Origin of the sequence: Actinoplanes regularis, from assembly GCF_900188005.1 — a bacterium.
Classification (GTDB): Bacteria; Actinomycetota; Actinomycetes; order Mycobacteriales; family Micromonosporaceae; genus Actinoplanes; species Actinoplanes regularis.
Map to the genome: position 1 here is coordinate 39,927 of NZ_FZNR01000023.1, position 13,928 is coordinate 53,854.

Consider the following 13,928-nt stretch of genomic DNA (forward strand, 5'->3'; position numbering starts at 1 on the left):
CAGTAATACAGTGCTAGTTACTGACGGGTAACTCGCGTTCGGAGAGCGGGCCAGACACCATGACTCACTACCAGAGCAACCTTCGGGACCTCCAGTTCAACCTGTTCGAGGTCTTCGGAGCGGACAAGGCGTTCGGCCAAGCGCCGTTCGACGAGATCGACGCGGAGACCGCCCGCGACGTGCTTGCGGAGGTCAACCGGCTGGCTCGCGAGGATCTTGCGGCCAGCTACACGGACGCCGACCGGAACCCGCCGGTGTTCGACCCGGCGACGCACACCGCGCCGCTGCCGGAGTCCTTCAAGAAGTCGTACGAGACCTTCATGGCCTCCGAGTTCTGGCGCCTGGACCTGCCGGGCTCGCTGGGCGGCACGTTCGCCCCGCGGACCCTGTGGTGGGCGCTCGCGGAGCAGATCCTCGGCTCGAACGCCCCGATCTGGATGTACGCGTCGGGTCCGTCCTTCGCCCACGTCGCCCACACCGAGGGCACGCCGGAGCAGAAGGAGTGGGCCAAGCTCTTCGTCGAGAAGCAGTGGGGCTCGACCATGGTGCTCACCGAGCCGGACGCCGGTTCGGACGTCGGCGCCGGTCGCACCAAGGCGATCCAGCAGCCCGACGGCTCGTGGCACATCGAGGGCGTCAAGCGCTTCATCACCTCGGGTGAGCACGACCTGAGCGACAACATCATCCACTACGTCCTCGCCCGCCCGGTGGGCATCGAGGGCGTCGGCGGCCCGGGCACCAAGGGCCTGTCGCTGTTCATCGTGCCGAAGTACCACTTCGACGGGCAGACCGGCGAGCTGGGCGAGCGTAACGGCGTCTACGCCACCAACGTCGAGCACAAGATGGGCCTCAAGGTCTCCAACACCTGCGAGATGACCTTCGGCGAGCACGGCACTCCGGCCAAGGGCTGGCTGCTGGGCGACAAGCACGACGGCATCCGCCAGATGTTCATGATCATCGAGTACGCCCGGATGATGGTCGGCACCAAGGCGATCGCCACCCTCTCCACCGGTTACCTGAACGCGCTGGAGTACGCGAAGAACCGCGTCCAGGGTTCCGACATGGTGAGCACCGACAAGGCCGCCCCGCGGGTGACCATCACCCACCACCCGGACGTACGCCGCTCGCTGATGCTGCAGAAGTCGTACTCCGAGGCCCTGCGCGCCCTGGTGATCTACACCGCGTCGTGGCAGGACAAGGTCGCGATCGCGGAGGCCGCAGGCGACGAGAAGGCCGCCAAGATCGCGGCGAAGATCAACGACTTCCTGCTGCCGCTGGTCAAGGGCGTCGGTTCCGAGCGGGCGTACGAGCTGCTCGGCCACGAGTCGCTGCAGACCTTCGGTGGTTCCGGCTTCCTCCAGGACTACCCGCTGGAGCAGTACGTCCGGGACGCGAAGATCGACACCCTGTACGAGGGCACCACCGCGATCCAGAGCCTCGACCTGATCTTCCGCAAGATCGTCAAGGACAACGGCCGGGCGCTCGGCACGGTGGCCACCGAGATCCAGGGCTTCATCGAGAGCGAGGCCGGCAACGGTCAGCTCAAGGACGAGCGGCTGGCCCTGGGCAAGGCCCTCGGCGAGATGCAGCAGATCCTCGGTGTGGCGATGGGCTGGCTGGCCGCGGTTCAGGGCGGCGAGGCCCGCGAGCTGTACAAGATCGGCCTGACCTCGCGCCGGATCCTGCTCGCCCTCGGCGACGTGATCCTCGCGTGGCTGCTGCTGCGCCAGGCCGAGGTCGCGCTGAACGCGCTGAACGGCGAGGTCTCCGAGGCCGACAAGAACTTCTACACCGGCAAGGTGGCGGCGGCCCGCTTCTTCGTCCGCGAGATCCTGCCGCGGATCGGCTCCGACCGCCGCATCATCGAGAACACGACCCTGGACCTGATGGACCTCTCCGAGGACGTGTTCTGAGCTAAGGCTTTTCCCCTCTCCTGAAAACGACGAAGGCCGGCGGACAAAGGTGTCCGCCGGCCTAAGTCGTGTTCCGGTCCGGTTCAAACGGGGAACGCCTCCGTAGCGACGTTGCCGTACGATCCTGCTCGATACTGAAGATCATCAAATGCGGAGCACTCTGGTGCGCATAGTCGCCTCCTGTCTCTCTTCCCTTCTGCTCGTCGGGCTGGCGGCCGTGCCGGCTGCGGCCGCGGACGCTTCATCCGTACGAATCGACGTCGGCCTCACCGACCCGGCCGGCGCCGCGACGGTGCTGGCGAACCTGGGCGAACAGGTCCTCAGCAGCAAACCGGTGACCGGGCTCGCCGCGATCACCGTCGACGTCCCCGCGGACGCGGTGGACGCCGCGCTCGCCACCCTCGCGGGGGACGCCGCACACGTCCGGTTCGCCGAGGTTGACGGCGTCGTGCACGCCAACAGCGACCCGTATGACGGCACCACCCGAGCGGCGTACAACTACGACCGGATCTTCGAAGCGCAGACCTGGGGGACCGGCAGTCCCTCGGTGACCGTCGCGGTCGTCGACACCGGCGTCACCTCGACCGTTGAGCTGCCGGCGGCCCGCCTGGCGCCTGGTTTCGACTTCGTGGACGGTGACACCGACCCGGCCGATGACGACGAGCACGGCACCATGGTCGCGGCCCTGATCGCCGCCGAGGCCGACAACGGGGTGGGCTTCAACGGGATCTGCTCGCAGTGCCGGGTCATGCCGATCCGGGTGCTCGGGCACCGGGAAGGCACTGCGGCCATGGGCTCCGCCGCGGACGTCGCGGCCGGCATCGTCTTCGCGGCTGATCACGGTGCACAGGTGATCAACCTGTCGCTGGGCACGGAGACGTCGAGCCGCCTTCTCGAGGAGGCGGTGCGGCACGCGAGTGAGAAGGGCTCCCTGGTCGTGGCCGCGGCGGGGAACACCGGCACGAGCATCCGGGAGTACCCCGCCGCGATCGAGCCCGCCCTCGCTGTCGGCTCGATGGTGGACGGCGGGTCCGGAGGCAAGCGGAACTCACGTGCCGACAAGTGGATCGACATCGGCGCCGAGACGAACCTCGCCACGACCGGTCCGCAGGCCAACCGTCGGCACATCACCAAGACCTCGGCCTCGTCGGCCCTGGTGGCGGGTGTCGCCGCGCTCGGTTTCGCCGCGAAACCCGGCACCACGGCGGCTACCGTCCGGGCGGCGATCCTGGGTGGCGCGGTGCGTAATCCGGTCAACAACAACGTCGACGACCCCGGCTCCATCGACGCCGCCTACGCCGTGCACCACTCCGGCGGCGCTGACACCGTCGCGCCGGTTCTCACCGACAACGGCCTGACCGCCGGGCAGACGCTCACCTTGCGGGCGACTGTGCTCACGCCCGTTGTGACCGACGATCACGCGATCCAGCGACTCGAGGAGATCGCCGGCGGCAAGGTGATCGCCACCTCGCTCTCCACCTCCCGGACCAAGCTGTACGCGATAGCGCCGCACGGCGCCCGGGGCCCGCTGCCGGTCACCATCCGGGCGTACGACTACGCCGGCAACTACGACGAGATGACGACCGTCGTGAACGCCGAGGCCACGTCCCCGGTGGCGTCGATCGTCTCGCCGGTCGAAGGTGCGCACGTCCGGAGCGGTCCGGTCCCGGTGATCGTCCGGCTGGCGGAGGGGAGCAGCCCGGTCAACCGCGTCGTCAGCTACTCCGCGAACGGCACCGTCGAATTCACCCGGGTCGCGGGTACCGATGATTGGGCCGGCGCGGTAGTTCCGTCTTCCGAAGGTTTGATCCAGGTCAACCTGCAGGGTGTGAGCGGTCTCTCCATCGTGCGCAGCCTGAAGCTGGTCATCGACGACAGCGGGCCGACCGCAACCGGGATCGCGCCGCGAAATCAGGTCCGGGTGCGGGGTACCTTCACCAGCTCGATCGAGGACGTGGCGGACGCCAGCGGGATTGCTCAGGCGCAGTTGTGGGCGAACGGGAAGTATGTCGGCGCGGACACCATGGCGCCATATTCGCTGGCGGTGCAGACCGGGACGCTCAACGGCACCGTCGATCTGACCTGGAAGCTGACCGACACCCTCGGTAACACGCGCGACTACACCGGCCAGGTGATCGCGGACAATGCCGGGCCGACGGTCGCCATCACCAGTGCGCCGGGCCACAAGGCGAAAGTCAAGGGCACCGTCACGATCGCGGTGAAGGCGACCGACCCGAGCGGCGTTTCGCACGTGGAGCTGCTGGTCAACGGCAAGGTCGTCGCGCGTGACAGCACGTCGGCCTACCTGCTCGCGGTGAACACCGCGAGGCAGGCGAAGACCATGAAGATCCAGATTCGGGCGTACGACAAACTCGGCAACGTGTCGTACTCCAGCGCCCGGACCTGGTACCGGAAGTAGCTCTCAGCCGCGGGCGACGTGCCGGTGCGACAGGCTCATCGATCCCGGCTCGACGGAGGACCACGGGGCCTCGCTGGTGTGCACGGCGAGGCCCGAGGTCTTCAGCTCGACGGTCGCGCCGTCCCACTGGGCGTCCGGGACGAGCAGGGCGGACACCTCGGACACGGTCGGGTTGTGGCCGACCACCAGGATCGTGCGCACGGTGTCCGGGACCGCCCGGAGCAGGTCGAAGACCTCGGTCCGCCCGCCGTAGTAGAGCTGATCCTGGTAATGCACCTCGGGCGCGCCGTGTGCCTGGTCGCCCTGGGCCAGCGCCAGCGACGCGGCCTGCCAGGTCTGCCGGGTGCGTTTGGCCGGCGAGCAGATCACCAGGTCGGGGTGCAGTCGCTCGTCCACCAGCCAGGCACCGGCCGCGTCAGCATCCGACATTCCGCGCTCGGTCAGGCTTCGGTCGAAATCCAGTAGTTCGCCGGGAGTCTCCGCTTTGGCGTGGCGTAGCAGGATCAGCGTCCGCAAGGTCATTGGAACAGCTTGCCTGATTGGAACTCCTCACGTCCGGGTAAGCCCTCGACCGATGTATTCATGATGGTCGAGCGAGCCCGCCCGGCCGCTTCGAAGGAGGGCCTCGATGGGCATCGGCGCAAGTATCTTCCTGCTCGCTCTGGGGGCGATCCTGGCGTTCGCCGTCAACGCGGACATCAGCGGCCTCGACATCAGCGTGATCGGCTGGATCCTGATGGCGGCCGGCCTGGTCGGACTGATCATCACGCTCTGGTTCTGGAACAGCCGGCGCCGCACGGTCGTCACCCGCTCGACCGGCGTCCCGGTCGCCGGAGCCGGCTACTCGAGCGAGTACCGCGAGGTACGTCAGGACGACGTCCCGCCGCCCCCGCCGCCCGCGTACCGCTGACCCCGTACCTCAGATGATGAAAAACGGCCCGGCGATCCGCCGGGCCGTTTCCGTCTGTGCCGCCGTCAGGCGTAGAGAGCGAAGTAGATCGCGACCTGATGGCAGATCGCCGCGACCAGCGTGCAGGCGTGGAAGAACTCGTGGTGACCGAAGACGGTCGGCCACGGGTTCGGCCGCCGCAGCGCGTAGAACACCGCGCCGACCGTGTAGATCAGCCCGCCGACGAGCATCAGGACGAAGCAGGTGACCCCGCCTTCGTGCAACACGTTCGGAATGATGCCGACGGCGACCCAGCCGAGCGCTACGTAGAGCGGCGCTCCGGCCCACCGTGGCAGATGCGGCCAGACCACCTTGAGCGCCACTCCGCCCAGGGCGCCGCCCCAGACCAGGCTCAGCATCAGCGTTGCTGTGCCCTTGTCCAGCAGGGACACGCAGAACGGCGTGTAGGTGCCGGCGATGAAGATGAAGATCATCGAGTGATCCATCCGGCGCATGATCTGGAAGCCGCGTTCGCTCCAGACCCGCCGGTGGTAGAGCGCGCTGATGCCGAAGAGGCCGCAGACCGTGATGCTGTAGATCAGGCAGCTGACGAACGGGGCGACACCCGGTCGGCTCCAGGCGATCGAGCAGAGCACGATGCCGCAGACGGCGGCGACGAAGAATGCGTACTGGTGCAACCGGCCGCGTAGTCGCGGCTTGCCGAGGTCGGTCGGCTTCATCCGGAACGGGGCTGAGGTCGTCACGCGCTCTAGGTTACGGCACCGTAGGTTACTAGCGGGTAGTGACGCCGTATACGGTTTCCGACACACGAGGATTTCCCCATGAAACTACGACCTGCAGCGGTTGATCTGAACGCGGATCTCGGTGAGGGGTTCGGCGCCTGGCGACTCGGTGACGACGAGGCCCTGCTCGACGTCATCACCTCGGCGAACGTGGCCTGTGGCTTTCACGCCGGCGATCCGTCGACGATGCACCGGGTGTGCCGGGCGGCCGCCTCGCGGGGCGTCGCGATCGGCGCCCAGGTCGGCTATCGGGACCTGGCCGGCTTCGGTCGCCGCCGGATCGACTACGAGTTCGGCGAGCTCCGCGACGACGTGCTCTACCAGATCGGGGCGCTCGAAGCGTTCTGCAGGGCGGCCGGCGAGCGGGTGCGATACGTCAAGCCGCACGGAGCGCTCTACAACACGGCCGCCGTCGACCAGGGACAGGCCGAGGCGGTGGTGGCCGCGGTGCTCGCCTACGACCCGGGGCTGCCGGTGCTCTGCCAGCCCGGATCGGTGCTGTACGAGCGGGCCGTCGCCGCCGGGCTGACCGCGACCGGTGAAGGGTTCGCGGACCGCGGGTACCTGCCGGACGGGCGGCTGGTGCCGCGGTCACGGCCGGACGCGCTGGTGCACGATCCGGCCGCGGTGGTGCGGCGGGCGACCCGGATGGCCGTCGACGGCGAGGTGGTCGCCGTCGACGGCTCAGTCGTCGAGGTGCCGATCCGGTCGATCTGTGTGCACGGGGACACCCCGGGTGCGGTGGAGCTGGCCCGAGCGGTCCGGGAGGGCCTCGCGGAACAACTCACCGTCAGTCCGTTCGCCTGACCCCGGGTCAGGAGGTGGTCTCGTCCAGGCCCCGGAGGATGAGCGGGAGGCGGGACGGGCCGTCGCTGTCGATGACGATCGGGACACCCCAGTCCTGCCTGGTCAGGTGGCACGCGCCGAACTCGGCGTCGACATCGCAGGTCGCCGCCTGGGCGACCACCTGCAGCACACCCTTCGGCACGTCCGGGTTCAGGACCAGCTTGCGGGACAGCTCGGTGGTGACGCCCTCGCCGTCGAGCAGCAGCTCGGCCGGGGAGGCGGAGACGGTCAGCCGCACCGGGGAGCCGAACTGGTTGTCCAGCTTCTGGCCGGGTGCCGGCGTGAAGATCACGTCGAGGGTGACCTCGCCCGGGGCCAGGTGCGACGGCGGGCGCTCGGTCTTGTGCCGCTCGCCGTCGACCGTCTTCACCACGCCGGGTGCGAGCCGGGTCAACCGGTGCGCGGCGGACTCCACCACCAGCACGTCGCCGCTGCTCGTGACGAGGACATCGCTCGGCTCGGCAAGACCGGAATCGACGGTGGACACCGTGTTCGCCGCCGGGTCGAAGCGCCGGACAGCACCGTTGTACGTGTCCGCGACCAGCACCGAGCCATCGCCCAGCGCGGTAACGCCGAGCGGGTGCTGAAACAGCGCGGTGTCGGCCGGCCCGTCCACATGTCCGAAATCGAACAGGCCTTGCCCGGCCGCGGTGTGCAGGACGCCGTCTTCGACGTAGCGCAGCGCGGAGGTCTCGCTGTCGGCGATCCAGAGCCGCTTTCCGTCCGCGCTCACCGACAACCCGGACGGCTGGGCCATCCAGACGTCCGGGAGCGGGCCGTCGCGCAGCGCCTCCACCGTGGTGCCGGCGTAGACGCCGACGGTGCGCTTGATCGGATCGAACCACCACAGCTGGTGGATGCCGGCCATGGCGATGATGACCTTCTCGTCGAACCAGGCCACATCCCACGGAGAGGAGAGGTCGGCGGCGAGCGCGTCGTGCGCGTGATCGTCCACAGCGGAGCGCCACGGCCGACCGGAGCCGGCGATGTGACTGATCTCACCGGACGTCAGATTCAGCCCGCGCAGCTGGTGATTGACCGTGTCGGCGACGACCACGTCGTAGCCGGTCAGCTCGCTCACCCGCGGCGGCAGCAGGACCAGGCCCTGCGGCTCGCTGAACGGCTCACCCCGGGTCTCGCTCCCGAACCGCCGGACCAGGGTCTCACCGTCGGGGGCGAGCTCGACCACCGAGTGCCGGGCCGAGTCGGAGACGAGCAGGTTGCCGCTGGGCAGCTCGATCGCCTTGCCGGGGAAGTGCAGCAGGCCCTCCGGGGCGGGCGGCGGAACGTACGGACCGTCGCCGCGGTGCAGGGTGCCGTCCGCCTCGTGCTTCGCGACCAGCTCGTCGATCAGCCGTGACAGGCCCTCGGCGTGGCCCTCGCCGGCCATCGAGGCGACCAGGTAACCCGTCGGGTCGACCACGGCCAGGGTCGGCCAGGCCTTGGCGGCGTACTGCTGCCAGAGGTGCATGTCGCCGTCGTCGATGACCGGGTGGTGGACGCCGTAACGCTCGACCGCGGCGGCCAGTGCCTTCGGATCACGCTCGTGCTCGAACTTCGGGGAGTGCACGCCGATCACGACCAGGGCGTCGCCGTACTTCTCCTCCAACGGCCGCAGCTCGTCCAGGACATGCAGACAGTTGATGCAGCAGAAGGTCCAGAAGTCCAGAACGAGGATCTTGCCCCGCAGGTCGGCCAGGGTCAGGGCCTTCCCACCGGTGTTGAGCCAGCCGCGGCCCTTGAGTTCGGGCGCACGTACGCGAGAAGTCATTCGCCCATGGTGCCTCAGTGTCAGTCCTGACCGGCCTCCGGGCCGGTCAGGACCGCCGAAGGCTCAGCCGGCCGGCTTGACCAGGCAGTACACCTTCTTGCCCGCCACGATGTAGGGCTGGGTGGTGTCCGTGCACTGGTCCTTCGAGTCGACGACCTGCTTGACCTGGTACGCGTCCGTCTCCGAACACGCCACCTTGGTCACCTTGTCGCCGTTCTTCACACAGTCGCCGGCGCTGAAGCTGTCCCCACTGCCACCGCCGGAGATCAGCCAGACCAGGCCGAACACGATGACGAGCAGCAGGGCGGCGCCGAACACCACGGCGAGGGTCACCGGGCCGGTCTTCACGACCGGCTTCGGCGGCGCGGGCGGCTCCTCGCCCTTGAACTGGTCGAACTTGTCCTGTTCGGCCGGGCCGGGCCAGCTCGTGGTGTCCTCCGGGCCGGGCGGGGTGACCGTGGCCCGGGTCGTCCGGTCAGCGCCGAACGGGTCGGAACCCGGCATGTTCGGCATCTGCGGCAGGGCGGGCGCCGGGACGTACGGCGAGTTGCCGCGGCCGGAGACGTCCGTGGTGTGCTCGCTGAACTGGTCCGAGCCGGGTGCGGCCGGCGCACCGGCGGTGAAGTCGCCCCAGGCCGGGGCACCCTGCGGCGCGGCGCCGAACGGGTTCGGCTGGGCCGGGGAGCCGGGCGGACCGAACGGGTTCGGCTGCGTCGGGGGCGGCCCGAACGGGTTCGGCTGAGCCGGAGAACCGGGCGGACCGAACGGCGTGGCGGCCGGAGCGCCCGCGAACGACGACGAGGGCGGCGGGAACGACGCTTCCTCCCCGCTTCCGTACGACGGGAACGACGGCGCGGCGCCGGGAGCCGGGAACGGCGGGGCGCCCTGGGCACCGTCGTCGTACGGCCCGACCCGGGCGCTGCCGGAGGACGGGCTGATCGGCGCGCTGGGGGCGCCCGGCTCCGGCGGCGAGACGCGAGCACTCGCCGAGGCGCGGGCGGTGGCCCGAGCGGGCGACTGCGGGGTCGGCCCGGCGGCCTCTCCCGGTGCCGGCGGGAAGCCGCCGAAGCCGCCCGGGTTCTCCTCGCCTCGCTGGGGCGGCGGGAACGAGCCGAAGCCGCCGGAGTTCTCCTCGCCACGCTGCGGTGGCGGGAACGAGCCGAAGCTGTCGGGGCGGGCGCCGAACGGACCGTCGGCGCTCTCCGGCTGCTGCTCGAACGGCGAACGCTCGTGCGTGGACGGTGCGGCTTCCGACGCGAACGGCGAGCGTTCCTGCGCGAACGGGTTCGCCTGTCCGCCGGCGGGGCCCTGGCCGAACGGGTTCGCGGCGCCCGGGTCGGAGCCGTCGCTCGGTGCGAACGGCGACTCGGGGGCACGCTGCGCGAACGGGTTCGTCGACGGAGCGGGCTCCGGTGCCGACGAGAACGTCTCCGGCATGCGCGCACCCGGGAACGGCGAGCCACCGAACGGCGGCTCCTCGGCGACCGGCGTCGCCACCGGCTCCTCGGCAGCCGGGGCGGGCCGGCCGTACACCCGGGCCTGCGGCGCGGCGGTGGCCGGCGGAATCTCGGCCCCCTCGGCCGGCGGGGCGACCCGGCCGGGGACCGAGACGCTGGCGGTCACCGGGCGGGCCGAGCCGGTCGCGGGCCAGGCCGCGGCGGCCTCCCGTGGCTGCGGAACGGCGCCGGAAGTGGGTGCGGGAACCGCGGCCGATCCGGACGACACGGGCACCGAGGCGGAGCCGGCCCGCGGAGCGACGGGCGGGACCGAGGCGGCCCCGGCCGGCGGCACGGAAGCGGAGCCGACCGGCGACGGGACAGCGCCCGAGCCGGACGCGGGCAGCGAACCACCACTGCCGAGCGCGGCGCCGGGCACCCGCTGCGGGAAGCCGGTCGACGGCTGCTCACCGGAGGCCTCCGAGAGCGGGTCGTTGCCGAACGGCGCCGGGATTGACCCACCGAAGGCGTTCGGCGGCGCCGTGTACCCCATCGAGTTGCGGACCGGCAGGTCGAGACCGGGAGTCGGGCCGATGGGCTCACCCTCCGGGTTCGGCCCAGAGGGCGCGCGCAGCGGGAACCCGCCGCTGTCGCCCTGCCGGGTCGGGAACGTGGTGGAGGCGGCCTGCGACGGGGTCTCTCCGGCGGGGCGGGCGGCGCTGCCGAGCCAGCTGTTCTCTGCCGGGCCGGTCAGCCCGGAGCGCCCCGGCGCGTCCGGAACATCGGTCAGGGTGGCGCCGGGCACGCGGGCCTTCTGCTCTCCGAACGCGGAGAAGGTCGACTGGTCGGCCACGGCCGCCGAGGCGCCGGGCGTGCGCGTGGGCAGCCCGCTGCTGGTGGTCGGCGGCGGGAAGGCCGACGCCTCTCCATCCGGCGGCGGAAAACCGGCCGCACTGCCGGAAGGCGGCGGGAAGCCGGGTGCATTACCGGCGGGCGGCGGGAAGTTCGCAGCACCGCCGGTCGGCGGCGGGAAGTTCGCGGCGCCACCGGTGGGGGGCGGGAAGTTCGCGGCGCCACCGGTGGGGGGCGGGAAGTTCGCGGCACCGCCGGTGGGGGGCGGGAAGTTCGCGGCGCCACCGGTGGGGGGCGGGAAGTTCGCGGCACCGCCGGTGGGGGGCGGGAAGTTCGCGGCGTTGCCGGTGGGCGGCGGGAAGCCAGGAGCGCTACCGGCGGGCGGCGGGAAGTTCGCGGGTGCACCGGCGGGCGGCGGGAACGGGTTGGTTCCCGGCACGGAGGCGGAGGCGCGCCCGGGCGGCGTGAACCCAGCGGGCCCGAACGGCGACTCCGACGGCTGCGGCTCCGCGGCGGGAGCCGGCGGCGCCCAGGCGGACGGCGACGGCTGCTGCTCGAACGGGGCCGAAGGTGCGGAGGGCGAAGACCCGTACGGCGAGACGGATCCGTACGGCGAAGCCGCCTCGGGTGACACCGACCCGTACGGCGAGGCCCCTTCCGGCTGCGGCGCGCGCGCCGAGCCATACGGGGTACCTGTCGGGTTGGAACCGGAGCCGAAGGTGGAGACCGCTGGAACCACGAACGGCGATCCGCCGCCGGGCGCCGACTGCGGCGGTGGACCGTACGACGTGGGGGTGCCCTCGGCCGGCGACGGTGCCGATGCCCGGCCCGAAATCCGCTGACCGTCGGGTTCTGTCCCGCCCGACGCGGCCTCTACCGGCTGCCCGGCGTGCTGCCCCTCGGACGTCATACGCGCCTCCTCATCGATGCGGCCGTGCCAGCTTTGCACGGACGCGCCCCCTCCGGCGACCATCCGCCAAGGGTCGTGCCAGCTTTCAGGCCAGGCCCTGCTGGGGCGTTGTGGAGAGCCCCGATCACCCGCTCCGACCGGCCGCGCCGGGTTGGGGACCAGTGCCCAACCGTACCGGGCGTTCGCGGCGGAGAGAATCCCGGTGTACGCCACTGAGCGATTGCCACGCGGGGTGTCGACATGGTCGACGGTACGAAACAGCCCGCCCGGGTGAACACGGGCGGGCCGGTAGGTGAGGCGCTCTGGCCCGATGGGCCGGGCGGCCTAGAAGGGCTGGCGCTGGGCGAAAAAGGCGATCTCGTCACGCATGGCCTGGGTGGGCGCGCTCTGCATCGCGCGGTCGATGGCGCGGTGCTGGCGGTTGATCAGGCGGCGGCGCCGGATGCGGTCCATCACGTTCATGACACTGGCTCGTTTCCCCGGCTGTTGCCGGTTTGGGCGACGTGCCGCTGCCGGTTCCGCTTGTGGCGGACACCGTCGGCGCACGTCTCGGGTGTGCCTCCAGTGTCCGCCTCAGCGGTAGGTCTTGCCAACTATTCAGATGGTGATCCGGGTCATCTGCCTAACGATCGAAAGTGCACCCGGTTTCTAGCCGTAGAACCCTCAGGTCCAGGCCAGGATTGCCGCCTCCGGGTCGCCGAGGAAGTCGCCGATGTCCCGGAGGAACTTCGAACCGAGCTCGCCGTCGATGATCCGGTGGTCGAACGAGAGGCCGAGCGTGGTGACCTGGCGCACCTTGATCTTGCCCTTGTGCACCCACGGCGTCGGCCGGATCGCGCCGAACGCCAGGATCGCCGACTCGCCCGGAGGCAGGATCGGGGTCCCGGTGTCGATGCCGAACACTCCCACGTTGGTGATCGAGAGTGTGCCGTGCGCCATGTCGGCGGGCGAGGTCTTGCCGGCCTTCGCCGTCCGGACGAGACCGTTGAGCGCCTCGGCGAGTTCCCGCAGGCTGAGACGGCCGGCGTCCTTGACGTTCGGCACGATCAGTCCGCGCTCGGTCGCCGCCGCGATCCCGAGGTTCACGTACTCCTTGACGACGATCTCGTTGGTCGCCGCGGACCACGCCGAGTTGACCATGGGGTGCCGTTCGACCGCGAGCAGCACCGCCTTCGCCACCAGCAGCAGCGGGGAGATCCGCAGCTCGGCGAACTCCCGCCGGGCCTTCAGCTTCTCCAGCGCCTTCATGCTCCGGGTGACGTCGACGGTGAGGAACTCGGTGACGTGCGGCGCGGTGAACGCGGAGGCCACCATGTTCTCCGCGGTCAGCTTCCGTACCCCCTTGATCGGGATGCGCTGCTCGCGGGAGGCGTCGAAGACCGCGGCCGGTGCGGTGGGCGCGGTCGCCGGCTGCGTGGCGCCTCCGGCGGCGGCCTGGTGTACGTCCTCACGTGTCACCGACCCGAGCGGTCCGGTCCCGTTGATCACGGCGAGGTCGACGCCCAGGTCCCGGGCCAGTTTCCGGACCGGCGGCTTGGCCAGCACCGGTCCACTCCGGACCGGCGCCGGCGGCGGGACGGCCGGGGCGCTCGGCGCGGCCACCACAGCCGGAGCGGCCGGCGCGGTCACCGCGACCGGAGCCGCCGACGGCGTGCTGATCCGGGGCCGCCGCTTGGCGCTGGCCTCCCGCGGCCCGTAACCGACGAGCACCGCTGTGCGCCCACCCGGCGCCGGCCCACCGATCATTCCCGGCTCGACCGCACCCTCGGCGGGTGCGACCTCGACCGCGGCCAGCGATTCGGCGGAGGGCGCGGGCACGTCGGGCGAGACCGGCCCGGCGCCCGGGTCGGTGTCGATCGAGATGATCGGGCGGCCCACCTCGACGGTGATGCCGGCCTCGTGGTGGATCTTCGTGACCACACCGGCCCACTTCGCCGGGATCTCGACGGCCGCCTTCGCCGTCTCCACCTCGACGATCGGCTGGTTCAGCTCGATCGTGTCGCCCACCTTGACCAGCCAGGCGAGGATCTCGCCCTCGGTCAGGCCCTCGCCCAGGTCGGGCAGGTTGAACTCCTTGATCCGCGACATC

Annotated in this window: 11 protein-coding genes; 5 read left to right on the plus strand and 6 right to left on the minus strand. The window is 70.8% G+C overall.

The features are described from left to right. The first annotated feature begins 59 nt into the window (after nucleotides 1–59). Together CHC09_RS37145 and CHC09_RS37150 are read left to right on the plus strand one after the other, a co-directional pair. Complete coding sequence (locus CHC09_RS37145) at nucleotides 60–1,913, plus strand: acyl-CoA dehydrogenase (RefSeq protein ID WP_089297960.1); 1,854 nt, start codon at nucleotides 60–62, stop codon at nucleotides 1,911–1,913. A 148-nt stretch (nucleotides 1,914–2,061) separates the two neighbouring features. Continuing rightward, complete coding sequence (locus tag CHC09_RS37150) at nucleotides 2,062–4,332, plus strand: S8 family serine peptidase (RefSeq protein WP_089297961.1); 2,271 nt, start codon at nucleotides 2,062–2,064, stop codon at nucleotides 4,330–4,332. Between the two features lie 3 nt (nucleotides 4,333–4,335). Here CHC09_RS37150 and CHC09_RS37155 read toward each other — a convergent pair whose 3' ends face one another. Continuing rightward, the gene (locus CHC09_RS37155) at nucleotides 4,336–4,854 is read right to left on the minus strand and encodes a SixA phosphatase family protein (RefSeq protein WP_089297962.1); all 519 of its coding nucleotides are present in this window, start codon (nucleotides 4,852–4,854) and stop codon (nucleotides 4,336–4,338) included. Nucleotides 4,855–4,960: 106 nt separating this feature from the next. Between CHC09_RS37155 and CHC09_RS37160 the strand changes: the two genes are divergently transcribed. Beyond that, nucleotides 4,961–5,242 carry a DUF6458 family protein gene (locus tag CHC09_RS37160; protein ID WP_089297963.1) on the plus strand — a complete coding sequence of 94 codons (282 nt, stop codon included), beginning with the start codon at nucleotides 4,961–4,963 and terminating at the stop codon, nucleotides 5,240–5,242. A gap of 65 nt (nucleotides 5,243–5,307) precedes the next feature. On the opposite strand, the gene trhA is transcribed toward CHC09_RS37160, so the two are convergent. Then, the gene (gene trhA / locus CHC09_RS37165) at nucleotides 5,308–5,985 is read right to left on the minus strand and encodes a PAQR family membrane homeostasis protein TrhA (RefSeq protein WP_089297964.1); all 678 of its coding nucleotides are present in this window, start codon (nucleotides 5,983–5,985) and stop codon (nucleotides 5,308–5,310) included. 78 nt (nucleotides 5,986–6,063) lie between these two features. On the opposite strand from trhA, the gene CHC09_RS37170 reads away from it, so the two are divergent. Next, complete coding sequence (locus CHC09_RS37170; protein ID WP_089297965.1) at nucleotides 6,064–6,831, plus strand: LamB/YcsF family protein; 768 nt, start codon at nucleotides 6,064–6,066, stop codon at nucleotides 6,829–6,831. Between the two features lie 7 nt (nucleotides 6,832–6,838). Here CHC09_RS37170 and CHC09_RS37175 read toward each other — a convergent pair whose 3' ends face one another. Beyond that, the gene (locus tag CHC09_RS37175) at nucleotides 6,839–8,641 is read right to left on the minus strand and encodes an NHL domain-containing thioredoxin family protein (protein WP_089297966.1); all 1,803 of its coding nucleotides are present in this window, start codon (nucleotides 8,639–8,641) and stop codon (nucleotides 6,839–6,841) included. A gap of 63 nt (nucleotides 8,642–8,704) precedes the next feature. Further along, complete coding sequence (locus tag CHC09_RS37180) at nucleotides 8,705–11,368, minus strand: hypothetical protein (RefSeq protein WP_143232799.1); 2,664 nt, start codon at nucleotides 11,366–11,368, stop codon at nucleotides 8,705–8,707. A gap of 25 nt (nucleotides 11,369–11,393) precedes the next feature. Between CHC09_RS37180 and CHC09_RS45755 the strand changes: the two genes are divergently transcribed. Next, nucleotides 11,394–11,771, plus strand: coding sequence for a hypothetical protein (locus CHC09_RS45755; RefSeq protein ID WP_143232800.1), 378 nt, complete (start codon nucleotides 11,394–11,396; stop codon nucleotides 11,769–11,771). Nucleotides 11,772–12,163: 392 nt separating this feature from the next. On the opposite strand, the gene CHC09_RS46805 is transcribed toward CHC09_RS45755, so the two are convergent. Both CHC09_RS46805 and CHC09_RS37190 read right to left on the minus strand, forming a co-directional pair. Then, entirely contained in the window at nucleotides 12,164–12,301 is a 138-nt protein-coding gene (locus CHC09_RS46805; protein WP_179277439.1) for a hypothetical protein, read from the minus strand. Nucleotides 12,302–12,502: 201 nt separating this feature from the next. Continuing rightward, nucleotides 12,503–13,927: a dihydrolipoamide acetyltransferase family protein gene (locus CHC09_RS37190; RefSeq protein WP_089297969.1), complete on the minus strand. Its 1,425-nt coding sequence runs from the start codon at nucleotides 13,925–13,927 to the stop codon at nucleotides 12,503–12,505. Nucleotide 13,928 lies beyond the last annotated feature (1 nt).